Annotated in this window: 35 protein-coding genes; 1 reads left to right on the top strand and 34 read right to left on the bottom strand. The window is 57.7% G+C overall.

The features are described from left to right. Window positions 1–110: 110 nt before the first annotated feature. The 19 genes from rplQ to rpmC form a co-directional block, all read right to left on the bottom strand. The gene (gene rplQ / locus HCZ30_RS04990; protein ID WP_167636956.1) at window positions 111–530 is read right to left on the bottom strand and encodes a 50S ribosomal protein L17; all 420 of its coding nucleotides are present in this window, start codon (window positions 528–530) and stop codon (window positions 111–113) included. 114 nt (window positions 531–644) lie between these two features. Then, window positions 645–1661, bottom strand: a complete 1017-nt coding sequence (locus HCZ30_RS04985; protein WP_167636954.1) for a DNA-directed RNA polymerase subunit alpha — start codon at window positions 1659–1661, stop codon at window positions 645–647. A gap of 110 nt (window positions 1662–1771) precedes the next feature. Further along, entirely contained in the window at window positions 1772–2164 is a 393-nt protein-coding gene (rpsK, locus tag HCZ30_RS04980; protein ID WP_167636951.1) for a 30S ribosomal protein S11, read from the bottom strand. Window positions 2165–2179: 15 nt separating this feature from the next. Then, window positions 2180–2548 (bottom strand): 30S ribosomal protein S13, encoded by a 369-nt coding sequence (rpsM, locus tag HCZ30_RS04975; RefSeq protein WP_167636949.1) that lies wholly within the window; start codon window positions 2546–2548, stop codon window positions 2180–2182. Between the two features lie 225 nt (window positions 2549–2773). Further along, the gene (locus tag HCZ30_RS04970) at window positions 2774–3421 is read right to left on the bottom strand and encodes an adenylate kinase (protein WP_167636946.1); all 648 of its coding nucleotides are present in this window, start codon (window positions 3419–3421) and stop codon (window positions 2774–2776) included. After that, window positions 3418–4779 (bottom strand): preprotein translocase subunit SecY, encoded by a 1362-nt coding sequence (gene secY, locus HCZ30_RS04965; protein ID WP_228069232.1) that lies wholly within the window; start codon window positions 4777–4779, stop codon window positions 3418–3420. The genes HCZ30_RS04970 and secY overlap by 4 nt, the downstream gene beginning before the upstream one ends. A gap of 104 nt (window positions 4780–4883) precedes the next feature. Next, window positions 4884–5348, bottom strand: coding sequence for a 50S ribosomal protein L15 (gene rplO, locus HCZ30_RS04960; protein WP_167636944.1), 465 nt, complete (start codon window positions 5346–5348; stop codon window positions 4884–4886). Between the two features lie 187 nt (window positions 5349–5535). Further along, entirely contained in the window at window positions 5536–5754 is a 219-nt protein-coding gene (locus HCZ30_RS04955; protein WP_167636942.1) for a DUF1127 domain-containing protein, read from the bottom strand. 233 nt (window positions 5755–5987) lie between these two features. Continuing rightward, complete coding sequence (rpmD, locus tag HCZ30_RS04950) at window positions 5988–6176, bottom strand: 50S ribosomal protein L30 (protein ID WP_167636940.1); 189 nt, start codon at window positions 6174–6176, stop codon at window positions 5988–5990. Between the two features lie 12 nt (window positions 6177–6188). After that, window positions 6189–6746 (bottom strand): 30S ribosomal protein S5, encoded by a 558-nt coding sequence (gene rpsE / locus HCZ30_RS04945; RefSeq protein WP_167636938.1) that lies wholly within the window; start codon window positions 6744–6746, stop codon window positions 6189–6191. A gap of 12 nt (window positions 6747–6758) precedes the next feature. Beyond that, on the bottom strand, window positions 6759–7118 hold the full coding sequence (gene rplR, locus HCZ30_RS04940; protein WP_167636936.1) for a 50S ribosomal protein L18: 360 nt from the start codon (window positions 7116–7118) through the stop codon (window positions 6759–6761). Window positions 7119–7129: 11 nt separating this feature from the next. Further along, window positions 7130–7663, bottom strand: a complete 534-nt coding sequence (gene rplF / locus HCZ30_RS04935; RefSeq protein WP_167636934.1) for a 50S ribosomal protein L6 — start codon at window positions 7661–7663, stop codon at window positions 7130–7132. Between the two features lie 10 nt (window positions 7664–7673). Beyond that, the gene (gene rpsH, locus HCZ30_RS04930; RefSeq protein WP_167636932.1) at window positions 7674–8066 is read right to left on the bottom strand and encodes a 30S ribosomal protein S8; all 393 of its coding nucleotides are present in this window, start codon (window positions 8064–8066) and stop codon (window positions 7674–7676) included. A gap of 12 nt (window positions 8067–8078) precedes the next feature. Continuing rightward, entirely contained in the window at window positions 8079–8384 is a 306-nt protein-coding gene (gene rpsN, locus HCZ30_RS04925) for a 30S ribosomal protein S14 (protein ID WP_167636930.1), read from the bottom strand. 19 nt (window positions 8385–8403) lie between these two features. Then, window positions 8404–8967, bottom strand: a complete 564-nt coding sequence (gene rplE / locus HCZ30_RS04920; RefSeq protein WP_167636920.1) for a 50S ribosomal protein L5 — start codon at window positions 8965–8967, stop codon at window positions 8404–8406. After that, window positions 8967–9272, bottom strand: coding sequence for a 50S ribosomal protein L24 (gene rplX / locus HCZ30_RS04915; protein ID WP_167636918.1), 306 nt, complete (start codon window positions 9270–9272; stop codon window positions 8967–8969). The genes rplE and rplX overlap by 1 nt, the downstream gene beginning before the upstream one ends. Then, window positions 9272–9640 (bottom strand): 50S ribosomal protein L14, encoded by a 369-nt coding sequence (gene rplN / locus HCZ30_RS04910; protein ID WP_067550492.1) that lies wholly within the window; start codon window positions 9638–9640, stop codon window positions 9272–9274. Before rplN ends, rplX begins: the two co-directional genes overlap by 1 nt. Before the next feature lie 77 nt (window positions 9641–9717). After that, entirely contained in the window at window positions 9718–9948 is a 231-nt protein-coding gene (gene rpsQ / locus HCZ30_RS04905; protein ID WP_167636915.1) for a 30S ribosomal protein S17, read from the bottom strand. A gap of 3 nt (window positions 9949–9951) precedes the next feature. After that, a complete protein-coding gene (rpmC, locus tag HCZ30_RS04900; protein ID WP_167636907.1) occupies window positions 9952–10149 on the bottom strand; it encodes a 50S ribosomal protein L29 in 198 nt (65 codons plus the stop codon). A 280-nt stretch (window positions 10150–10429) separates the two neighbouring features. Here rpmC and HCZ30_RS04895 point away from each other — a divergent pair, with 280 nt between their 5' ends. After that, window positions 10430–11050: a TIGR02466 family protein gene (locus HCZ30_RS04895; protein ID WP_167636905.1), complete on the top strand. Its 621-nt coding sequence runs from the start codon at window positions 10430–10432 to the stop codon at window positions 11048–11050. A gap of 71 nt (window positions 11051–11121) precedes the next feature. Here HCZ30_RS04895 and rplP read toward each other — a convergent pair whose 3' ends face one another. The 15 genes from rplP to HCZ30_RS04820 form a co-directional block, all read right to left on the bottom strand. Continuing rightward, window positions 11122–11535 carry a 50S ribosomal protein L16 gene (rplP, locus tag HCZ30_RS04890; RefSeq protein ID WP_167636902.1) on the bottom strand — a complete coding sequence of 138 codons (414 nt, stop codon included), beginning with the start codon at window positions 11533–11535 and terminating at the stop codon, window positions 11122–11124. A gap of 13 nt (window positions 11536–11548) precedes the next feature. Continuing rightward, window positions 11549–12256: a 30S ribosomal protein S3 gene (rpsC, locus tag HCZ30_RS04885; RefSeq protein ID WP_167636900.1), complete on the bottom strand. Its 708-nt coding sequence runs from the start codon at window positions 12254–12256 to the stop codon at window positions 11549–11551. After that, window positions 12256–12636 (bottom strand): 50S ribosomal protein L22, encoded by a 381-nt coding sequence (gene rplV, locus HCZ30_RS04880; RefSeq protein WP_167636898.1) that lies wholly within the window; start codon window positions 12634–12636, stop codon window positions 12256–12258. The genes rpsC and rplV overlap by 1 nt, the downstream gene beginning before the upstream one ends. A 3-nt stretch (window positions 12637–12639) precedes the next feature. Continuing rightward, window positions 12640–12918 carry a 30S ribosomal protein S19 gene (gene rpsS, locus HCZ30_RS04875; protein ID WP_167636896.1) on the bottom strand — a complete coding sequence of 93 codons (279 nt, stop codon included), beginning with the start codon at window positions 12916–12918 and terminating at the stop codon, window positions 12640–12642. A 3-nt stretch (window positions 12919–12921) separates the two neighbouring features. Continuing rightward, window positions 12922–13761 (bottom strand): 50S ribosomal protein L2, encoded by an 840-nt coding sequence (rplB, locus tag HCZ30_RS04870; protein ID WP_167636893.1) that lies wholly within the window; start codon window positions 13759–13761, stop codon window positions 12922–12924. A 255-nt stretch (window positions 13762–14016) separates the two neighbouring features. Further along, entirely contained in the window at window positions 14017–14313 is a 297-nt protein-coding gene (locus HCZ30_RS04865; protein ID WP_167636891.1) for a 50S ribosomal protein L23, read from the bottom strand. Next, window positions 14310–14930 carry a 50S ribosomal protein L4 gene (gene rplD / locus HCZ30_RS04860; RefSeq protein WP_167636889.1) on the bottom strand — a complete coding sequence of 207 codons (621 nt, stop codon included), beginning with the start codon at window positions 14928–14930 and terminating at the stop codon, window positions 14310–14312. Before rplD ends, HCZ30_RS04865 begins: the two co-directional genes overlap by 4 nt. Continuing rightward, window positions 14920–15645 (bottom strand): 50S ribosomal protein L3, encoded by a 726-nt coding sequence (gene rplC, locus HCZ30_RS04855; RefSeq protein ID WP_167636887.1) that lies wholly within the window; start codon window positions 15643–15645, stop codon window positions 14920–14922. The genes rplD and rplC overlap by 11 nt, the downstream gene beginning before the upstream one ends. An 11-nt stretch (window positions 15646–15656) precedes the next feature. Further along, entirely contained in the window at window positions 15657–15971 is a 315-nt protein-coding gene (gene rpsJ, locus HCZ30_RS04850) for a 30S ribosomal protein S10 (RefSeq protein WP_167636885.1), read from the bottom strand. A gap of 234 nt (window positions 15972–16205) precedes the next feature. Next, window positions 16206–17381 carry an elongation factor Tu gene (tuf, locus tag HCZ30_RS04845; RefSeq protein ID WP_167636852.1) on the bottom strand — a complete coding sequence of 392 codons (1176 nt, stop codon included), beginning with the start codon at window positions 17379–17381 and terminating at the stop codon, window positions 16206–16208. A gap of 81 nt (window positions 17382–17462) precedes the next feature. Further along, window positions 17463–19586 (bottom strand): elongation factor G, encoded by a 2124-nt coding sequence (fusA, locus tag HCZ30_RS04840; RefSeq protein ID WP_167636883.1) that lies wholly within the window; start codon window positions 19584–19586, stop codon window positions 17463–17465. Between the two features lie 12 nt (window positions 19587–19598). Further along, the gene (gene rpsG / locus HCZ30_RS04835) at window positions 19599–20069 is read right to left on the bottom strand and encodes a 30S ribosomal protein S7 (RefSeq protein WP_167636881.1); all 471 of its coding nucleotides are present in this window, start codon (window positions 20067–20069) and stop codon (window positions 19599–19601) included. 12 nt (window positions 20070–20081) lie between these two features. Continuing rightward, entirely contained in the window at window positions 20082–20453 is a 372-nt protein-coding gene (rpsL, locus tag HCZ30_RS04830) for a 30S ribosomal protein S12 (RefSeq protein WP_167636879.1), read from the bottom strand. Between the two features lie 247 nt (window positions 20454–20700). Beyond that, on the bottom strand, window positions 20701–21549 hold the full coding sequence (locus HCZ30_RS04825) for a glycosyltransferase (protein WP_167636877.1): 849 nt from the start codon (window positions 21547–21549) through the stop codon (window positions 20701–20703). Continuing rightward, the gene (locus HCZ30_RS04820) at window positions 21550–22428 is read right to left on the bottom strand and encodes a DMT family transporter (RefSeq protein WP_167636875.1); all 879 of its coding nucleotides are present in this window, start codon (window positions 22426–22428) and stop codon (window positions 21550–21552) included. Window positions 22429–22499 lie beyond the last annotated feature (71 nt).

Here is a 22499-nt window from a genome sequence, read left to right as displayed (position 1 = left end):
TTAAAGTGTATTGCGATCAACTTTAGGAGGAGGCCGCTTGAGGGCAAAGAAAAAGCCCCGCTCGCGATGTGCGAGCGGGGCTTCTTTAGATCCTGAAAGGATCGGAATTCTTATTCGTCGTCGGCCATTTTGGCTTCGAGACGGGCTTTGTCAGCAGCGCCCTTAGCAGCCGGATCACGATCAACCAGCTCGATGATTGCCATCGGAGCCATGTCGCCGTAGCGGAAGCCAGCTTTCAGAACGCGCGAGTAACCACCGTTGCGGTCCTTGTAGCGCGGGCCGAGAACTTCGAACAGCTTGGCAACGTCCTTGTCCTGCTTGAGCATCGCAGCAGCCTGACGGCGGGCGTGAATGTCGCCGCGCTTGCCGAGGGTGATCAGCTTGTCGATGACGCGCTTGAGTTCCTTGGCTTTCGGCAGGGTGGTCTTGATCTGCTCGTGCTCGATGAGCGAGCCGCTCATGTTCGAAAGCAGAGCTTTACGGTGTTCGTGGGTACGGTTGAGACGGCGGTAACCGCGAGCGTGACGCATTTTGTATCTCCTAGCGTTTTATGCTTTGTCCGGTGGCCTATGCGTGTTGGCCACTCTCCTTGGGGCATTATTGCCCGGGGTGTTGGCGGGGCGTTTCCGCCCCACCTGAAGACCTTAGAACTGGTCTTCGTATTTCTTAGCGAGTTCTTCGATGTTGTCCGGCGGCCAGTCCTCGACATCCATACCGAGGTGCAGGCCCATGCCCGACAGAACTTCCTTGATCTCGTTGAGCGACTTGCGGCCGAAGTTCGGCGTGCGCAGCATCTCTGCTTCGGTCTTCTGGATCAGATCACCGATGTAGACGATGTTGTCGTTCTTGAGGCAGTTGGCCGAACGTACGGACAGTTCCAGCTCGTCCACTTTCTTGAGCAGAAGCGGGTTGAACTCGAGACCGTCGTCGTCGCCGCCAGCCTGTGCCGATTCCGGCTCGTCGAAGTTTACGAAGATCGACAGCTGGTCCTGAAGGATGCGTGCAGCGAAAGCAACAGCATCTTCCGGAGTGATCGAACCGTCGGTTTCGACTTTCATGGTCAGCTTGTCGTAGTCCAGAACCTGACCTTCACGGGTCGGCTGAACGTCGTACGAAACTTTCTTGACCGGCGAGTAGATCGCGTCGATGGCGATGAGGCCGATCGGAGCGTCTTCCGGCTTGTTCTTGTCAGCCGAAACATAGCCCTTACCGGTGTTGACGGTCAGTTCCATGTACAGGTCGGCGCCATCGTCGAGGTGGCAGATCACGTGATCCTTGTTCAGGACCTCGATACCAGCCGATTCCGAGATGTCAGCAGCAGTTACAACGCCCGGGCCTTTAGCCTGAACGGTGAGACGCTTCGGACCTTCGACTTCCATCTTGAGCGAAACGCCCTTGAGGTTCAGCACGATGTCGGTGACGTCTTCACGAACGCCCGAAACCGAGGAGAACTCGTGCAGGACGTTGTCAATGTGAACGGCGGTAATTGCAGCGCCCTGAAGCGACGAAAGCAGAATACGACGCAGCGCGTTGCCAAGGGTAAGACCGAAGCCGCGTTCCAGCGGTTCTGCGACGACAGTTGCCTGGCGCTGCGGGTCATTGCCCGGTTTGACATCGAGCTGGGTCGGCTTGATCAGTTCCGCCCAATTTTTGTGGATCATGCGTCCCTCCATACTTGTCTACCTTCCATGTCCTAAAAGGCAGACGCCCGAGGTTGAAATGACGAACTGGGGCCGTGGAAAAACCACAGCCCCAGCGGGTAATCTTTCGATTAGACGCGGCGGCGCTTCGGCGGGCGGCAGCCGTTGTGAGCCAACGGGGTCACGTCACGGATCGACGTGATGTTGAAGCCAACAGCAGCCAGAGCACGGAGTGCCGATTCACGACCCGAACCCGGGCCCTGAACTTCGACTTCGAGAGTCTTAACGCCATGATCCTGAGCCTTGCGGCCTGCATCTTCAGCAGCCATCTGAGCGGCGTACGGGGTCGACTTACGCGAGCCCTTGAAGCCCATGGTGCCGGCCGACGACCACGAAATGGCGTTGCCCTGCACGTCAGAGATGAGGATCTTGGTGTTGTTGAAGGTGGAGTTTACATGAGCAACGCCAGCGGCGATGTTCTTGGAAACCTTTTTCTTGCCACCACGACGGGTATCACGAGCCATTGTCTATGCCCTCCCTTACTTCTTCTTACCAGCGATGGCCTTTGCGGGGCCTTTGCGGGTGCGAGCGTTGGTGTGGGTACGCTGACCGCGAACGGGCAGGTTACGACGATGGCGCAGACCACGGTAGCAGCCGAGGTCCATCAGACGCTTGATGTTCATCTGGACTTCACGGCGCAGGTCACCTTCAACGGTGAGGTTTGCGTCAATGTATTCGCGAATTGCCAGAACTTCGGAGTCCGAGAGTTCGTTAACACGACGGGTACGGTCGATGTTGTTGGCTTCGCAGATCTGTTCGGCGGTCGCAGGACCGACGCCAGTGATGTAGGTGAGAGCGATAGGAACCCGCTTACCAGTAGGGAGGTTCACGCCGGCGATACGTGCCACGTTATCTTTCCTTTCGTTGCGATTCCGTAGTTCCGGAACCTTTTTTCACAACGTAGGCCCGTGGCGATAACCGACGGGCCGCAGTCAATGAGGTGATCATGCGTCTACGGGTGCGACCCGCATAACATGGATGATTCCCATTTTGGGATGGGGCTGTGTATTGGGGTATTCCCAACACGTCAACCCGCAAAGTGGATATAGGGGCCAGAGCCCCCTACCCTGCACTTATGCGAGTGCGTTTTTCATGCTGGCAGCAACTTCGTCCATCGAGGCCAGACCATCGATCGAAACGAGGTCGCCCTTGGCGTAGTAGTAGCCGATCAGCGGGCTGGTCTGCTTGTAGTAGGCCAACAGGCGGGTCTTGAGGCTATCTTCGTTGTCGTCGGCGCGACGCTTGAATTCGGCCTTCTCGCCGCAGGAGGTGCAGACGCCGTCATCGGGAATCGGCTTGGTTTGGTCGTTGTAGACCTCGCCGCAGTTGCCACAGGTCGAGCGGGCCGTGATACGTGCGACGAGCGCGGCATCATCAACTTGCATTTCAACAACGCGGTCAAGTTTGGCACCCAGATCGTCGAGCAGCTGACCCAGCGCATCGGCCTGAGCCAGAGTGCGCGGGAAGCCATCGAAGATATAGCCGCCGGCAGCTTCGCCCGATTCCAGCTTTTCGCGGATCAGACCGATGACGATTTCGTCGGTGACCAGATTGCCGGCGTCCATGACTTCGGCAACCTTCTTACCCATCTCGGTGCCGCTGGTGCGAGCTTCCCGCAGCATGTCGCCGGTCGACAGCTGGATCATGTTGCGTTCTTCAACAAGCTTGCGAGCCTGTGTGCCTTTGCCCGCGCCCGGCGGTCCGAGAAGGATTATGTTCATCGACGAGAGGGTCCCCTGCTACGTTTCTTGGCGCTGCGTTTACCACGCAGTTGCGATTTCTCAATTAGCCCTTCGTATTGGTGGGCCAACAGGTGCGATTGGATCTGCTGAATCGTATCCATCCCCACAGACACAATAATCAGAACCGAAGTGCCGCCAAAATAGAAAGTGAAACCGGTAAAGCTACGAATAATTTCCGGCATGAGACAAACTAGCGCAAGGTAACCAGAACCGAGCACAAGAACACGGGTCACAACGTAGTCGAGGTACTTCGCAGTATTCTTGCCAGGACGGATACCCGGAACGAAGCCGTTCTGGTTCTTCAGGTTCTCGGCGACGTCGTCAGTCTTGAACGCGACTTCCTTCGTGTAAAAGTACGTGAAGAAGACGATCATCGAGGTGAAGAACACAAGGTACAGCCACTGACCCGGACCGAGGTTGGCGGTGAGCCACAGCAGCACGGGGTTGGTGGTGTTCTGGGTGAAGGTCGCGATGGTAGTCGGCAGCAGCAGAAGAGCCGAAGCAAAAATCGCGGGGATCACGCCAGCGGGGTTTACCTTGATCGGCAGGTGCGAAGAGCCACCGTCGTAAACCTTCATACCGCGCTGTTGACGGGGGTACTGAATGTGGATCTTGCGGAGCGAGCGCTCCATGAAGACCACGAATGCCAGCACGACAACGAGCATCGCGATAACGCCGAGGACCAGAGCCCAGTTGGAGGTTTGCTGGGCGGTCGTCAGGAACTGGGCAGCAGCAGCCGGAAGTTCAGCAACGATACCGACGAAGATGATCAGCGAGATACCGTTGCCGATACCGCGGCTGGTGATCTGTTCGCCGAGCCACATGAGGAACATGGTACCACCGACGATAGTCACCATGGTCGAAACGATGAAGAACAGGCCCGGATCGTGCGCCATGCCACCGCTTTCGAGGCCGACAGCCAGACCGTAGGACTGGAACATCGCGAGGACGACAGTGCCGTAGCGGGTGTACTGGTTGAGCTTCTTGCGGCCAGGTTCGCCCTCTTTCTTCAGCTGCTTCCACGGCTCGTACATGGAGCCGACCAGCTGGACGATAATCGAGGCCGAAATGTAGGGCATGATACCCAGTGCGAAGATGCCCATACGGCTCAGCGCGCCACCGGTGAACATAGCGAGCATGCCGCCGATACCGGTGTTCTGGGATTCAAAGAAGTTCGAAAGTGCTGCGATGTCGATACCGGGCACCGGAATATAGGTGCCGAGGCGGTAGACGATCAGCAGACCGATCGTGAAGAAAATGCGCTGGCGTAGCTCTTTGGCCTTTCCGAAGGTCGACCAGTCGAGGTTCGCCGCCATTTGCTCTGCTGCAGAAGCCATGGATGGGATCTCTTTCAACGATAACGCCGCCGACCGGTTTCCCGGACGGCGGCGAAAGGAAAACTAGGAAGGTAGTTAAGCGCCCGGAGGGGCGCCCTCAACCCTTATTCCGCCGCCGCAGCGACGTTGAGCTTGCCGCCGGCCTTTTCAACTGCCTCAACAGCACCTTTCGAAGCGCCGGTGACAGTGATGGTTGCAGCGGAGGTGATTTCACCTTTGCCGAGGATGCGGATGCCGTCGAGCTTGCGACGTACCAGACCCGAAGCGATCAGGGTGTCTTCGGTGATGTTCGCAGCGTCGAGCTTGCCGGCGTCGATGAACTTCTGGATCAGACCAACGTTGATCGCAGTGAACTTCTTGGCGTTGGGCTTGTTGAAGCCGCGCTTCGGAAGACGCTGGTAGAGGGGCATCTGGCCGCCTTCGTAGCCCTTGATAGCTACGCCCGAACGGGATTTCTGACCTTTGATACCACGGCCACCCATTTTACCTTTACCGGAACCGGGGCCACGGCCAACGCGCATACGCTTTTTGGTTGCGCCTTCATTGTCACGAAGTTCGTGCAGTTTCATGTCGCTTCTCCTTGCCGGAACTGCCCTCCAGCGACGGAGTGGGCAAACACGGCTTACATAGATTGATTCTTGAGGCTCCAAGGCCACCGGAGGCGTATAGATTCCCCTCCCGCGCAATGCAAGGCCCCAGAAATACAAAAGCCCCGGCGCAAGCGTCGGGGCTGGGTCGTATAGAGCGTGGGGTGCTTTATGCGGCGCGGCGTGCAGCTTCGCGAGCAACGTCTTCGATCATGAAGCGGGTCAGTCCCAGATCGGACAGTTCGCGGTCGTTCAGGCTGTCGAGCTCTGCCAGGGTGCGCTTGAATGCGGCGCGGCGGGTGCGATAGACCGAGAGGTTTTCAGCGACGGTTGCGACGAAACGAGCCGGAGCGAAAGCAGTGCGGGGAGCGTTAGCAACGTATGCCATGAGTTATTTTCCTTTGATCGTCGGGACCGTGTGTCCCGTGCAGTTTTCTGTGTTCTTGTCTTCGGTGTCCCTGATGTAGCCCCCACCGTTAACGCAAACAACGGACAGTTCGGTCTGCCCGACATGCAGATTCTGCATAATGCAAGCGCAGCAATACAGCCATGCAGCAGCGCAATAGCAAAAGGCCCCGCAGTTTCCTGCAGGGCCTTCTGAATTGATGCGTGGGCTAAGCCTTAGCCGCGCTCTTCGATGATCTCGACGAGGTGCGGGATGCTTTCGACCATGCCGCGGACCGAAGGGGTATCTTCGAGTTCACGAGTCTTGTGCATCTTGTTCAGGCCCAGACCGATCAGCGTACGGCGCTGAACGTCGGGGCGACGGATCGGCGAGCCGATCTGCTTGACGACGATGGTTTTTGCCATGGTCCTGTCTCCTTACGCTTCAGCTTCGGCCGGTGCTTCATCCTTACGAAGGATGTCAGCAACCTTTTTGCCGCGACGCTGTGCTACCGAACGGGGCGAAGCTTCTTTCTTCAGACCGTCGAGGGTAGCACGGATCATGTTGTACGGGTTCTGCGAACCGAGCGACTTGGACACAACGTCCTTGATGCCCAGCATTTCGAACACGGCACGCATCGGACCACCGGCAATGATACCGGTACCTTCCGGAGCCTGACGCATTACGACGCGGCCCGCACCGTGACGACCTTCCATGTCGTGGTGCAGCGTACGACCATCGCGCAGCGGCACACGGATCATGGAGCGCTTAGCCTGTTCAGTGGCCTTGCGGATCGCTTCCGGTACTTCTTTAGCCTTGCCCTTGCCGAAGCCGACACGGCCTTTCTGGTCGCCGACGACTACCAGAGCAGCGAAGCCGAAACGCTTACCACCCTTAACAGTCTTCGAGACGCGGTTGATCGCCACGAGACGATCGGCGAATTCCGGAGCTTCGTCGCGTTCGCGACGGTCCCGGCGGTTCTCACGTTCTGCCATTTTCTCGTCTCCTTAGATCTTCAGACCAGCTTCACGCGCAGCGTCGGCCAGAGCCTTCACCTTGCCGTGGAACAGGAAGCCACCACGATCGAAGTAGGCTTCGGTCACGCCAGCGGCCTTGGCACGCTCTGCAATAACCTGACCAACCTTGGCCGCAGCTTCGATGTTGTTCTTGCCGACGAGGCCCAGATCCTTTTCGAGGGTCGAGGCCGCCGCCAAGGTGGTACCCTTGACGTCGTCGATCAGCTGGACGCTGATGTTCTTGTTCGAACGGTGCACCGAAAGGCGAACGCGACCAGCGTTCACGGCGCGAAGTTTGTTCCGGACGCGCAGGCGGCGCTTCAGAAACAGGGTTCTTTTGCTGTTTGCCATTTTCGCGTTCCTTACTTCTTCTTGCCTTCTTTGCGGAAGATGTACTCGCCCTTGTAGCGGATACCTTTGCCCTTGTAGGGCTCCGGCTTACGCCACTCGCGGATGTTGGCAGCAACCTGCCCCACCAGCTGTTGGTCAGTACCTTCCACAACGATCTCGGTCTGCTTCGGAGCGGTGACGGTTACGCCAGCCGGAACTTCGAAGTCGACGTCGTGCGAGTAACCGAGGGCCAGCTTCAGGGTGTTGCCCTGCATCTGAGCACGGTAACCAACACCAGTGATCTCAAGCTCTTTCTTGAAGCCCTCGGTCACGCCAGTGACGAGGTTTTCGATCATGGTGCGGGTCATGCCCCACTGCTGACGAGCGCGCTTCGAGCTACCACGCGGGGTAACCGAAACAGCGTTGTCTTCGACAGCGATGGTAACATCATCGGTAGCAGTGAAGGAACGGGAGCCTTTGGCACCCTTAACTTCGATGGTCTGGCCCGAAACCGAAGCGGTTACGCCGCTCGGAAGCGAGACCGGTTTTTTACCAATACGTGACATCAGCCCCTCCTTAGAAGACGGTGCAAAGCACTTCGCCGCCAACGTTGGCTGCGCGAGCGTTTGCGTCCGACATCACACCCTTCGGGGTGGAGACAATCGACACGCCCAGGCCCTGACGGACCGACGGGATGTCCTTGACGCTCATGTAAACGCGACGACCGGGCTTCGAGACCCGCTTCAGTTCGCGAATGACAGGAGTGCCTTCGAAGTACTTGAGGCTGATTTCAAGAGCTGCGTGGCCCTTGGCGTCAGTGGTGCTTTCGTAGCCGCGGATGTAACCTTCGTCCGCAAGCACGTCCAGAACCCAACCGCGCAGCTTCGAAGCGGGGGTCGACACGGTCGACTTGCCACGCATCTGGGCGTTACGGATACGGGTCAGCATATCACCGATAGGATCGTTCATTTCTAACCCTCCTTACCAGCTCGACTTGACCATGCCCGGGATCTCGCCGTTCGAGCCCAGTTCACGGAGCTTAATACGGCTGATCTTGAGCTTGCGGTAGTACGCGTGCGGACGACCGGTCAGCTGGCAACGGTTGTGAAGACGGGTGGGCGAGCTGTTGCGCGGCAGTTCTGCCAGCTTCAGGCGGGCCTTGAAGCGCTCTTCCATCGACTTGGTTTCATCGTTCGCGATTTCTTTGAGTTCAGCGCGCTTGGCAGCGTATTTAGCTACCAGGCGTTCGCGCTTCTTCTCGCGTTCGACCATGGATTTTTTAGCCATTACTCTAATCTCCCCGCGATCAGCTGTTGAAAGGCATGTTGAAGTGCTTCAACAGCGCCTTTGCTTCCGCGTCGTTGTTCGCGGTGGTGCAGATGACGATGTCCATACCCCAGACTTCATCAACTTTATCGAAGTTGATTTCCGGGAATACGATGTGTTCCTTCAGACCGGTGGCGTAGTTGCCACGACCATCAAACGACTTGCCCGATACGCCGCGGAAGTCGCGGATACGGGGCATAGCGATGGTGATCAGACGATCAAGGAATTCGTACATACGGTCGCCACGCAGGGTGACTTTTGCGCCGAGCGGCATGTCTTCACGAACGCGGAAGCCAGCGATGGACTTCTTAGCTTTCGTCGAAACAGCCTTCTGACCAGCGATAGTGGTCAGATCCTCAACAGCCGACTTGGCTTTTTTGCTGTCACGGACAGCTTCAGCACCACAGCCGATGTTCAGGACGATCTTGTCGAGACGCGGGATCATCATGTCGTTCTTGTAACCGAACTCTTCTTTGAGAGCGGCACGGATCTGCGACTTGTAGACCTCTTTGAGACGCGGGGTGTAGTTAGCGGTGTCAAGCATCAGATAACGTCCCCAGTAGTCTTGGCGAAGCGTACCTTCTTGCCGTCTTCCATGCGGAAGCCAACGCGGGTTGCTTTACCATTTGCGTCAACGATTGCCAGGTTCGACAGCTGGATCGGCATCGCCTTCGGGAGGCGGCCGCCCTGTGCGGTCTGGCTCTGCTTCTGGTGGCGGATGGCGACGTTTACACCGTCGACAACAGCTTTACCGGCAGCCGGATCAACCGAAGTGATCTGACCGGTTTTGCCTTTGTCCTTGCCAGCGAGAACGACGACATTATCGCCTTTACGGAGCTTAGCAGCCATTACAGCACCTCCGGAGCAAGCGAGATGATTTTCATGAAGTTCTTAGCGCGCAGTTCGCGAACAACCGGTCCGAAGATACGGGTGCCAACCGGTTCACCGTTGTTATTCAGAATAACAGCAGCGTTGCGGTCAAAGCGGATTGCAGTGCCGTCTTCACGGCGAACTTCTTTGGCGGTGCGAACGACGACGGCCTTACGGACGTCACCTTTCTTCACACGGCCGCGCGGGATGGCTTCTTTCACCGAAACAACGATGATGTCACCAACCGACGCATAACGGCGGTGCGAACCGCCGAGGACCTTGATGCACTGAACTCGGCGAGCGCCAGAGTTATCAGCGACATCCAGATTGGTCTGCATCTGGATCATGGGTTACTCCCGACCTTTGAGGGGGCTTGCAGTATCGCCCTTACCCTCAGGGTTTCGATTAACTGAGATCGACACCATTAGGCGTCGATGACTTCCCAGCGTTTGGTTTTCGACTTCGGTGCACATTCCTGGATACGGACGGTGTCACCGATGGCGAACTTGTTGTGCTCGTCATGAGCACGGTACTTCTTCGACTTACGAACAGTCTTGTGCAGCAGCGGGTGCTTGAAACGGCGCTCGACGAGCACGGTTACGGTCTGTTCGTTCTGGCTCGAGGTGACAACACCCTGGAGAATACGCTTGGGCATGTCTTAGGCCTCCGCAGCAGCTTTTTGGTTCAGGATAGTCAGAACGCGAGCAGCGTCGCGCTTGACCTTGCGCATGCGCGCAGTGTTCTCGAGTTGGCCAGTGGCCTGCTGGAAGCGCAGGTTGAACTGCTCTTTCTTCAGCGAGACAAGCTCTTCCCGGAGCTGCTCCGGGGTCTTGTTACGAAGTTCGTTGGCGTCCATCGCCTTGTCCTTTCCTTACACCAGAGAGCTCCGCACGAATTTCCTACGGGTCACTCATTGGCCTGGTGGGCAAACTAAAAGCACACGAATCCCGCAAAGGGGAATCGTGAGATGCCGCTACATACTGGAGGGGGTATGGAAGAGCAACCCTTACTTACGCGTCGGCCAATAAAATCAGGCCCGCCGCGCAGTTGTGTCTTTCACAACTCCGATAACAGCAGTTTAAGGTGCGCAGGTCAACGGGTACATAGAGCGCACCCAATATCCGGAGGACATCCACATGGCAGAAATCGAATCTCTCTTCGTCACCCGCCTCTATCGCGCACGCCTTAACGAGTACGGCCCTGGCGTTGACGAAGAAGAGCTGCACGACAGCTGTTACGCGATCATGGACGACGACGAAGCGGGCATGGAGTGGTGCCAAGAAAACGGCTATCCGGGGTACACGTCCTACGCCTCCCTCGCCGACCTACCGTGGCGGTTCCCGATCTTCGCCGCCGTCAAAGAGGCGCTGGATGAACACGTCGCCAAGTTTGCCGAAGACCTCGAGTTCAACCTCGATGGCCGCAAGCTGGTGCTCGAAGACCTCTGGATCAACATCCTGCCCGAAGCAGGTGGCCATGGCTCGCACATCCACCCGCACTCGGTCATCTCGGGCACAACCTACGTGTCGATGCCGGAAGGCACCTCGGCTCTGAAGCTCGAAGATCCCCGCCACGCCATGATGATGGCCGCCCCGCCACGCATTAAGGACTGCCGCCGCGACTTGAAGGCCTTCATCTATGTGAAGCCCGAAATCGGCGATGTGCTGCTGTGGGAAAGCTGGCTGCGCCACGAGGTGCCCGCCAACACGTCCGAGTTCGACCGCGTCAGCGTCAGCTTCAATTACAAGTGGGAGTGATCTTCATCCCCAACGTCCAAAACCAAGAAAGGCGCCCCGAGGGGCGCCTTTCTTAATTCTTGCAGACCTGATTACCAGTCTTCGCGAACTACGGTGCGGGTCTTAACCGGCAGCTTCATAGCTGCAAGGCGCAGGGCCTCACGGGCGATCTCTTCGTTCACGCCGTCGATTTCGAACATCACGCGGCCCGGCTTGACCTTACAGGTCCAACGGTCCACGGAACCCTTACCTTTACCCATACGAACTTCGATGGGCTTTGCCGATACCGGCAGGTCCGGGAAGATACGGATCCAAACGCGGCCCTGACGCTTCATGTGACGAGTCAGAGCACGACGAGCGGCTTCGATCTGGCGAGCGGTTACACGCTCCGGCTCAGTGGCTTTGAGGCCATAGGTGCCGAAGTTGAGATCCGAACCGCCTTTTGCCTGACCGTGGATACGGCCTTTGTGCATTTTGCGGAATTTTGTACGCTTAGGCTGAAGCATTGTTCATTACTCCTTAGCGACGGCCGCCGGCGCCACGAGGGCTCGGACCATCTTGCAGCTCGGCCTGACGACGGTCACGAGCCATCGGATCGTGCTCCATGATCTCACCTTTGAAGATCCAGACCTTGATGCCGATGATGCCGTACGGGGTCGAGGCTTCATACAGGGCGTAGTCGATGTCGGCACGCAGGGTGTGCAGCGGCACACGACCTTCGCGGTACCATTCGGTACGTGCGATTTCAGCGCCACCAAGACGACCGGCGACGTTCACACGGATGCCGAGAGCACCCATGCGCATGGCGTTCTGAACCGCACGCTTCATGGCGCGGCGGAACGACACACGACGCTCGAGCTGCTGACCGATCGATTCTGCAACCAGCTGAGCGTCGAGTTCCGGCTTGCGGACTTCAACGATGTTCAGGTGCAGTTCCGACGAAGTCAGGTTTGCCAGCTTCTTGCGGAGAACTTCGATATCGGCGCCTTTTTTGCCGATGATAACGCCCGGACGCGCAGCGTGAATGGTCACGCGGCACTTCTTGTGCGGACGCTCGATGATGACGCGTGCAATGCCAGCGGCCTTGCACTCTTTCTTGATGAAGTCCTTGATCTGAAGGTCTTCAAGAAGAAGATCACCGTAGTCTTTGGTGTCGGCGTACCAGCGGCTGTCCCAGGTGCGGTTGACCTGCAGGCGCATACCGACGGGATTTACTTTATTACCCATTAGGCTTGCTCCTCAATCTGACGCACCTTGATGGTCAGTTCCGAAAACGGCTTCATGATCTTGCCGAAACGACCACGTGCACGCGGGCGACCGCGCTTCATGGTCAGGTTCTTACCAACGAAGGCCTCTGCAACGACGAGTTCGTCGACGTCGAGGTTATGGTTGTTCTCGGCGTTCGCAATCGCGGACTGAAGACACTTCTTCACGTCCTGAGCGATCCGCTTGTTCGAGAAGGTGAGGTCGGCAAGAGCCTTCTCGACCTTCTTGCCGCGGATCATTGCGGCGACGAGGTTCAGTTTCTGCGGGCTGGTGCGAAGCATTTTGGCTTTTGCCATTGCTTCGTTGTCGGCCACGCGGCGGGGGTTCTGTGCCTTGCCCATGACTTACTTCCGCTTCGCTTTCTTGTCGGCAGCGTGTCCGTAATAAGTACGGGTCGGCGAATATTCACCGAACTTCTGACCGATCATGTCTTCAGTAATTAGCACGGGGATGTGCTTCTGACCGTTGTAGACGCCAAACGTCAGGCCCACGAATTGGGGCAGGATCGTCGAGCGGCGCGACCAGATCTTGATGACTTCATTGCGGCTAGCTTCGCGAGCTGCTTCGGCTTTCTTAAGCACGTAAGCATCTACGAACGGGCCTTTCCATACAGAGCGAGTCATGTCTTAGCGCCCTTTCTTGGCGTGACGCGAACGCAGAATCAGCTTCGACGACGCCTTCTTCTTGTTGCGGGTACGAGCACCCTTGGTCGGCTTACCCCACGGGGTAACCGGGTGACGGCCACCCGAGGTACGGCCTTCACCACCGCCGTGCGGGTGGTCAATCGGGTTCATAGCAACACCGCGGACGCTCGGGCGGATGCCCTTGTGACGCATACGGCCAGCTTTACCGAAGTCTTGGTTCGAGTTGTCGGGGTTCGACACGGCACCAACGGTGGCCATGCATTCCTGACGAACGAGACGCAGTTCACCCGACGAAAGGCGGATCTGTGCGTAGCCGCCGTCACGACCGACGAACTGGGCGTAGGTACCAGCGGCGCGCGCCAGCTGACCACCCTTGCCGGGCTTCAGTTCTACGTTGTGGACAATGGTACCGATCGGCAGGCCCGAGAACGGCATAGCGTTACCCGGCTTGATGTCGGCCTTTGCCGAAGCGACAACCTTGTCACCAACAGCCAGACGCTGCGGAGCGAGGATGTATGCTTGCTCACCGTCATCATACTGGATGAGGGCGATGAAAGCGGTGCGGTTCGGGTCGTATTCAATGCGGGCTACGGTGCCCGATACGTCGAACTTAGTACGCTTGAAATCAACGATACGGTAGAGGCGCTTTACACCACCACCACGACGGCGCATCGTGATCCGTCCGGTATTGTTCCGACCGCCCTTGCTGGTCAGACCCTCGGTGAGGGCCTTGACCGGACGACCTTTCCAAAGCTCCGAACGGTCGATCAGAACCAGTCCACGCTGGCCCGGCGTCGTCGGCTTATACGACTTGAGTGCCATGTTCTCTGTCTTCCGTTGCTTTGCGGGAGGTTAATCCCGGCAGTTAAAGGGCCCCTAAGGTCCCCATCTCATAAAATCACAGGCCCCGGAACGAATCCGAGGCCTCGTGATTGCGCGTCAGTAGCAGGGAAGCTGCCTACTGTCGAGAGCACTTGAGCCTTTTATGGAAAAGGCATTGCGTTAGGGCGCAGCCCTCATAAAAAAGGCCCCTGCTCGATGCAGAGGCCTTCTTCAATTCGATTGTACCAGCGGACCTTAGAGGCCGGTGGTGACGTCGATGGTGTTGCCCTCTTCGAGGGTGACGTAGGCCTTTTTAACCGTGTTACGGGTACCGATGGTACCGCGGAAACGCTTGACCTTGCCTTTGGTTACAACGGTGTTGACCGCTTTCACCTTCACACCAAAGACAGCTTCAACAGCTTCTTTGATCTGCGGCTTGTTCGCGTCGACCGCTACTTCGAAAACAACTGCACCGTTTTCGGATGCCATGGTTGCTTTCTCGGTGATGATCGGCTTGCGGATCACGTCGTAGTGTGCGGGCTTCGTGCTCATTTCAGACGGGCCTCCAGTGCTTCGACACCAGCTTTGGTCAGAACGAGAGTGTCCGACTTCAGGATGTCGTAGACGTTGGCACCCATGGTGGGCAGAACGTCCAGGTTTTGGATGTTACGCGCAGCCTTTGCGAAGCCTTCGTCAACCGAAGCACCGTCGATGATCAGCGCACGCTTCCAACCGAGGTTGGCAACCTGCTTCGACAGAGCCGAGGTCTTGGCGTCAGCCAGATCCAGGCTTTCGACGACGACCAGTTCACCAGCTTTGGCTTTAGCCGACAGAGCGTGGCACAGGCCGAGCTTGCGGAACTTTTTGGTCAGGTCGTGAGCGTGCGAACGCGGGGTCGGACCCTTGTATACACCACCGTGACGGAAGATCGGAGCTTTCTTGGAACCGTGACGTGCGCCGCCGGTGCCCTTCTGCTTGTAGATCTTCTTGGTCGAGTACGAGACTTCCGACTTGGTGAGTACCTTGTGGGTACCCTGCTGAGCCTTGGCACGCTGCCAGCGGACTACGCGGTGCAGGATGTCGGCACGCGGCTCGAGACCGAAGATTTCGTCGTTGAGTTCGACGGAACCAGCGGCAGCGCCATCAAGCTTGATTGCTTCAGCCTTCATTGTTTTCGCCTCCTTCAACAGCAGCAGCCGCCGGAGCAGCGTCCGACTTCAGTGCAGCAGGCAGAACCAGGTTTTCAGGAGCTGCTTTTTTGACAGCGTCCTTGATGGTGACCCAGCCACCCTTCGAACCCGGAACAGCACCCTTAACCATGATCAGGCCACGGTCCGCATCGGTGCGAACAACCTGAAGGTTCTGAGTGGTAACGCGGGCAGCACCCATGTGACCGGCCATCTTCTTACCTTTGAAGATGCGACCCGGATCCTGACACTGACCGACCGAACCGTGCGAACGGTGCGAGATCGAAACACCGTGAGTAGCGCGAAGACCACCGAAGTTGTGGCGCTTCATCGCACCGGCAAAGCCTTTACCGATCGAAGTACCCGATACGTCGACGAACTGGCCGGCAACGTAGTGGTCAGCGATGATTTCAGCACCGACCGGGATCAGGTTTTCCGCGCTGACGCGGAATTCTGCGACTTTACGCTTGGGTTCGACCTTGGCAGCAGCGAAGTAACCACGGAGGGGCTTCGAAACGCGCTTGGTCTTGGCGACACCAGCACCGAGCTGAACGGCGGTGTAGCCGTCCTTGTCAACGGTGCGCTGAGCGACGACCTGCAGGCTGTCCAGCTGGAGAACGGTCACAGGGATCTGCTTACCATCTTCCATGAACAGACGGGTCATACCGATTTTCTTAGCAATAACGCCAGAACGCATGGTAATCCCCCTTAAACTTTGATCTCGACGTCAACGCCAGCGGCGAGGTCGAGCTTCATCAGGGCATCTACGGTCTGCGGAGTCGGATTCACGATATCAAGCAGACGCTTGTGAGTGCGGATCTCGAACTGGTCGCGCGACTTCTTGTCGATGTGCGGACCACGCAGAACGGTGAATTTCTCAATCTTGTTCGGCAGCGGAATCGGACCGCGCACGGATGCGCCAGTACGTTTCGCGGTGCTTACGATTTCTGCGGTGGACGCATCCAGAACGCGGTAATCGAAAGCTTTCAGCCGAATGCGGATGTTTTGGCTTTGTGCGGCCATATACATTGCCTTTCGCGGCTTTTGGTTGAGAGGTCGAGAGAGCACCATTGCCTCCCCACGTCGAACCTAGACAAGGAACGAATCCCCTATCCGTCGTTCGCCGATAGCGAACTCGCGCCCAATACACGTGGTAGAACACCTTATCAATCATAAAATAAGGAAAATCACTGCAGGGCACATAGAAAAAGGGCCGCCTATTGGCGACCCTTCTTGTAGTCCGGATTTTGGTCCGAATTACTCGATGATTTTCGAGACAACGCCCGAACCAACGGTGCGGCCGCCTTCGCGGATCGCGAAGCGCAGGCCTTCTTCCATAGCGATCGGAGCGATCAGTTCGCCCTGAAGCTTCAGGTTGTCGCCCGGCATGACCATCTCGGTGCCTTCCGGCAGGATGCAGGTACCGGTGACGTCGGTGGTGCGGAAGTAGAACTGCGGACGGTAGTTCGCGAAGAACGGAGTGTGACGGCCGCCTTCTTCCTTGGTCAGGATGTAGACCTCGGCTTCGAACTTGGTGTGCGGCTTGACCGAACCCGGCTTACACAGAACCTGGCCACGCTCAACGCCTTCACGGTCAACACCGCGCAGCAGGGCGCCGATGTTGTCGCCAGCTTCACCGCGATCCAGCAGCTTGCGGAACATTTCAACGCCGGTACAGGTGGTCTTCGAGGTGTCGCGGATACCCACGATCTCGATTTCGTCACCAACGTTGATCACACCGCGCTCAACACGACCGGTGACAACGGTACCACGACCCGAGATCGAGAACACGTCTTCGATCGGCATCAGGAACGGCTGGTCAACAGCACGTGCCGGAGTCGGGATGTACTCGTCGACAGCAGCCATCAGAGCCTTGATCTTCTCTTCGCCGATTTCCGGATCGCGGCCTTCCATAGCGGCCAGAGCCGAACCTGCTACGATCGGAATATCGTCGCCCGGGAAGTCGTAGGTCGACAGCAGTTCACGGATTTCCATTTCGACGAGCTCGAGGAGTTCCTCGTCGTCAACCTGGTCAACCTTGTTCATGAACACAACCAGAGCCGGAACGCCAACCTGGCGAGCCAGAAGGATGTGCTCGCGGGTCTGCGGCATCGGGCCGTCAGCTGCGTTAACAACCAGAATACCGCCGTCCATCTGCGCAGCGCCGGTGATCATGTTCTTAACGTAGTCAGCGTGACCCGGGCAGTCGACGTGTGCGTAGTGACGTGCTTCGGTCTCGTATTCGACGTGGGCGGTCGAAATGGTGATACCGCGGGCCTTCTCTTCCGGTGCGCCGTCGATCTGGTCGTACGCTTTGAAATCGCCAAAGTACTTGGTGATCGCTGCCGTCAGAGTGGTTTTGCCGTGGTCAACGTGGCCGATCGTGCCAATGTTAACGTGCGGTTTGGAACGTTCAAACTTTGCCTTAGCCATTATGGCCTCCTTAGTCTTTCACAGGCAGCTAGGCTGCCGAATTTGGGAAGGCAGGGGACAAAGCCCCCTGCCCGTTCGCCATTAGGCGTACTTTGCCTGGATCTCTTCCGAGATGTTCTGCGGAACAGCGTCGTAGTGGTCGAAGACCATCGAGAAGACAGCACGGCCGGACGACATCGAACGAAGGTTGTTGATGTAACCGAACATGTTTGCCAGCGGAACCATGGCAGCAATGACGTTTGCATTACCGCGGGTATCCTGACCCTGCACCATACCGCGACGGGAGGTGAGGTCGCCGATGATCGAACCAGTGTACTCTTCCGGAGTCACGACTTCGACCTTCATGATCGGTTCGAGCAGCTTAGCACCGGCCTTACGGAGGCCTTCACGCATTGCAGCGCGGGTCGCGATTTCGAAGGCGAGGACCGAGGAGTCGACGTCGTGGAATGCACCGTCAGCCAGCGCAACCTTGAAGTCGATAACCGGGAAGCCAGCGAGCGGACCGGAGTCCATGACCGACTGGATGCCCTTTTCGACGCCCGGGATGTATTCCTTCGGAACAGCACCACCAACGATGCGGCTCTCGAACGAGTAACCTTCGCCCGGCTCGGTCGGCTGGATTTCGAGCTTAACGCGCGCGAACTGACCGGTACCACCGGACTGCTTCTTGTGCGTGTAGTCGATTTCTGCCGCGCGCGAGATGGTCTCACGGTAAGCAACCTGCGGAGCACCGATGTTCGCCTCGACCTTGAATTCACGCTTCATACGGTCAACGAGAATATCGAGGTGAAGTTCGCCCATACCCTTCATGATGGTTTGGCCGGATTCGAAGTTGGTCTCGACGCGGAACGACGGGTCTTCTGCTGCCAAGCGAGCGAGGGCGAGGCCCATCTTTTCCTGGTCGGCTTTCGACTTCGGTTCAACGGCGATTTCGATAACCGGATCCGGGAAGGACATGGTTTCGAGAACAACCTGCTTCTGAGCGTCACAGAGGGTGTCACCAGTGGTGGTCTCTTTGAGGCCAGCAAGCGCGATGATGTCGCCAGCAAATGCTTCTTCGATTTCCTCGCGGTTGTTCGAGTGCATCATCATCATACGACCGACGCGCTCACGCTTGCCTTTGGTCGAGTTGATGATGCCGTCGCCCTTCTTGAGGACGCCCGAGTAGATACGAGCGAAGGTCAGCGAACCGACAAACGGGTCGTTCATGATCTTGAACGCCAGTGCCGAGAACGGCGACTCGTCCGAAGCTTCGCGCGGGATGTTGCGCTCTTCGGTCTCGTCGTCCGGCGAGAAGCCCATCAGGGTCGGAACGTCGATCGGAGCCGGCAGGAAGTCGATAACAGCGTTCAGGAGGGGCTGGACGCCCTTGTTCTTGAATGCCGAACCAGCGAGAACCGGGAAGAACGACAGCGACAGCGTACCCTTACGGATCAGCTTGCGCAGGGTTTCTTCGTTCGGCTCTTCGCCTTCGAGGTAGGCTTCCATCGCGTCGTCGTCTTGTTCGACGGCGAGTTCGATCATATTGGCACGCCACTCATCAGCGAGGTCCGAGAGTTCTTCACGGATCGGCTGACGAACCCAGCTTGCGCCGAGGTCTTCACCCTTCCAGACCCACTCTTCCATCTTGATGAGGTCAATGATGCCTTCCAGCTTGTCCTCGGCACCAATCGGCAGAGCGATCGGGCACGGGGTACCGCCGGTGCGGTCCTTGATCATCTTGACACAGTTGAAGTAGTCGGCGCCGATCTTGTCCATCTTGTTGACGAACACGATACGCGGAACCTTGTAGCGGTCAGCCTGACGCCAAACGGTTTCGGTCTGCGGTTCAACACCAGCGTTGGCGTCAAGGAGGCAGACAGCACCGTCGAGAACTGCCAGCGAACGCTCAACTTCGATGGTGAAGTCAACGTGGCCGGGAGTGTCGATGATGTTGAAACGGTACTTGGTGTCCGAGGTACCTTCAGCGGTCGGATCTTCCTGGCGCTGCCAGAAAGTGGTCGTCGCAGCCGAAGTAATGGTGATACCGCGTTCCTGCTCCTGTTCCATCCAGTCCATAGTCGCGGCGCCGTCGTGGACTTCGCCGATCTTGTGGGACTTACCGGTGTAGTAGAGGATACGCTCGGTAGTGGTGGTCTTACCGGCATCGATGTGAGCCATGATGCCGAAGTTACGGTAGCGCGGAAGCGGATAATCGCGTGCCATGGGTAGGACTCCTTACCAGCGGTAGTGGCTGAACGCTTTGTTCGCGTCGGCCATCTTGTGGGTGTCTTCGCGCTTCTTCACGGCAGTACCACGGCCGTTAACAGCGTCCAGAAGTTCGCCAGCAAGACGTTCTTCCATGGTGTTTTCGTTACGGTTCTTCGCAGCAGCGATCAGCCAGCGGATAGCCAGCGCTTCGCGACGCTCGGGACGAACTTCGACCGGAACCTGGTAGGTAGCACCACCAACGCGGCGCGAACGAACTTCGACCGACGGCTTAACGTTGTCGAGAGCTTCGTGGAATACTTCCACCGGAGCCTTCTTCAGCTTGCCTTCAACGCGGTCGAATGCGTTGTATACGATTTTTTCTGCGACCGATTTTTTACCATCGATCATCAGGTTGTTCATGAACTTCGTGACTACACGATCGCCAAACTTGGCATCGGGCAGAACTTCACGTTTCTCAGCGGCGTGACGACGCGACATTTCGTGATCTCCTTACTTCGGACGCTTCGCACCGTACTTCGAACGGCGCTGCTTACGGTTCTTGACGCCCTGGGTATCCAGAACACCACGGAGGATGTGGTAACGGACACCCGGAAGGTCTTTCACACGGCCGCCACGGATCAGGACAACAGAGTGTTCCTGAAGGTTGTGGCTTTCGCCCGGAATGTACGAAATGACTTCGTAACCGTTGGTCAGGCGAACCTTCGCAACCTTACGCATAGCCGAGTTCGGTTTTTTCGGGGTGGTAGTGTACACACGGGTGCAAACGCCACGCTTCTGCGGGCACTGCTCGAGGTGCTGCGACTTCGACTTTACAATTTTAGGCTGACGCGGCTTGCGGATCAGCTGTTGGATCGTTGGCATTGGGCTTTGGTCCCTATCCTACACTCAAGGCGGCCCCGTAGGTCCGCGGTTATCTCTAAGTGCACTAGCTATGCGCCAGCACAAAAAGCCCGCAATCGAACCCTTACCGGAGGTTCAATGCGGTCGGTTTCCAGAGGAACAAGGCAGCAGTAGCCCGGTTCATGTCCACTTCAGCTCTGATATGCGGGCAAAAGGGAATCCCCCCGTGTCCCGGATGGCTGGCCTATAAGCAGAGTCGCTACTGCTGTCAACTCCGTCCGGCCAAACCGGCTTGGTGCTTCTTCCAAGCAGAACGTAACATAGGCATGTCAATTCCGAAGCGCACCTGCAGGATCGTCGAAATTTCTTCGTCAGACGCCCGAGTGCCATCACTTTCGCGTAAACGGCGTTGGAGATTGCTGTCGTTGTCCGCGTGACTTCCGCGAACAAACATCGGCACGCGGCCATCTGACATGACGGGCATCCGCTTCCAGATATCGAGGTGCGGAATGTCGAGGAGACTGTGCGGATTATGCGGTCGGCAATACTGCACCGTCCCTGGCACCCAGCAACGCGCATCGACTGGCGTCACGGTGACGTCTTCGCCTGCGTCGAGGACGAAACCGCTCGTGAAATCCAGCGCAACGCGGGTCGCGTCATAGAACATCGGGCGGAATTTGAGGAATTCGCTCCGCGCCATCGCGACGAATTCCGAAGCGACGGCATCGTCGTCGTCGAGGCGGAACTCCGCAATGACCTTGGCGTCAGGATCGCGGTGGGCGATCATCACCTCGTTGCAGACCTCGCGGTGGTTCCGCCCAGTGGGCATGTACACCGGCTTGATCTGCGGAATGTCTTTGATGAGGGCTTCGACCTCCGGCCCGACCGGAAGGTCGTTACCCATCAGCATGACGATCTCGAAGTCCTTGTCGATCTGGCTACGGACAGACGGAAGCCAGACATGTTCGAGGAACAACAGCCGCATCGCGAGGCGGTCGGGATCGTAGATCTGGGTGAGCAAGTCGTCGAAGGTTTCGCCGTCCCATTTGAACGCGCCGGGTTGCGAAGGGTACGACCAGCGGCAAAGCCCCAGCACCTGTATTTGCCGAACTGCCACCTAGTCTTCCTTTTCCAACGACCTTTCACGAAGCAGGATGAATAGACCACTGGCAACGACAACGACGCAACCCGCAAATTCTAAACCGTTGGGAAGGTCGCCGAACACGAGGTAGCCCATCGTGATCCCGACCAGCAGCGAGGCGTAGCGGAACGGAGAGACGAAGCTGATCTCCCCTACCCTGACCGCCATGACGGACATGATGTAGCCGGTCATCACAAAGGCCATCGCGCCGAACAGCAGGATCACGCTCGTGCCGGACACGGGTTGCCAGTCTTCGAAGATCGAACCAGCGCCGCACACAATCGCAACCGCCGAAGCTGCGCTCCATGCGGCAAAGATCGACGGTACATTCGCCGACATCCGGCGCGCTGCAAGATCGCGGATCGAAACTGTCGCGACGGTCGCAAGCGCAAACAGCGAATAAATGTTGAAGTTGTCGGTCCCCGGGTGGACGATCATCAACACGCCGATGAAACCGACCAAGGTCGCCAGCGTCCGCCGCCAGCCGACCTTCTCCTTGAGCCAAAGCGCCCCTACCACCGTCATCACAATCGGCATTGCCTGCATGATCGCCGTCGCGTTGGCGAGCTCCATGTGGAACAGCGCGGTCACGAAAAGCACAGCAGCAACGGCCTCGGCCAGTGAACGGATACCGATGAGCATCCAGTCGTGACGGCTGTAGGAAAACCGCATGTGTCCGAAGGCAAAAGCCAGCATACCCAAGATGATGGTATTTCCGACCCCGCGCAAAAATAGCGTCTGAAACAGCGGCAAGTGCGCTGAAAGCGCCTTGAGGCAGGTGTCGTTCAAAGTGAAAGCGGCGGCACCGATAACCATCAGCATCGCGCCGCGGCGGTTGCCGAGCGTGTGATCCATTCCCGCACCGCTAGCAGCGGATTGCGGCGCCCGCTAGCCTCTATCGCTGTGCGAAAACGCAAAAGGCCCCC

The sequence above is a fragment of the Marivivens donghaensis genome (assembly GCF_011806565.1).
GTDB classification, from domain to species: Bacteria; Pseudomonadota; Alphaproteobacteria; order Rhodobacterales; family Rhodobacteraceae; genus Marivivens; species Marivivens donghaensis_A.
This window is presented reverse-complemented; position numbering and strand designations above follow the sequence as displayed.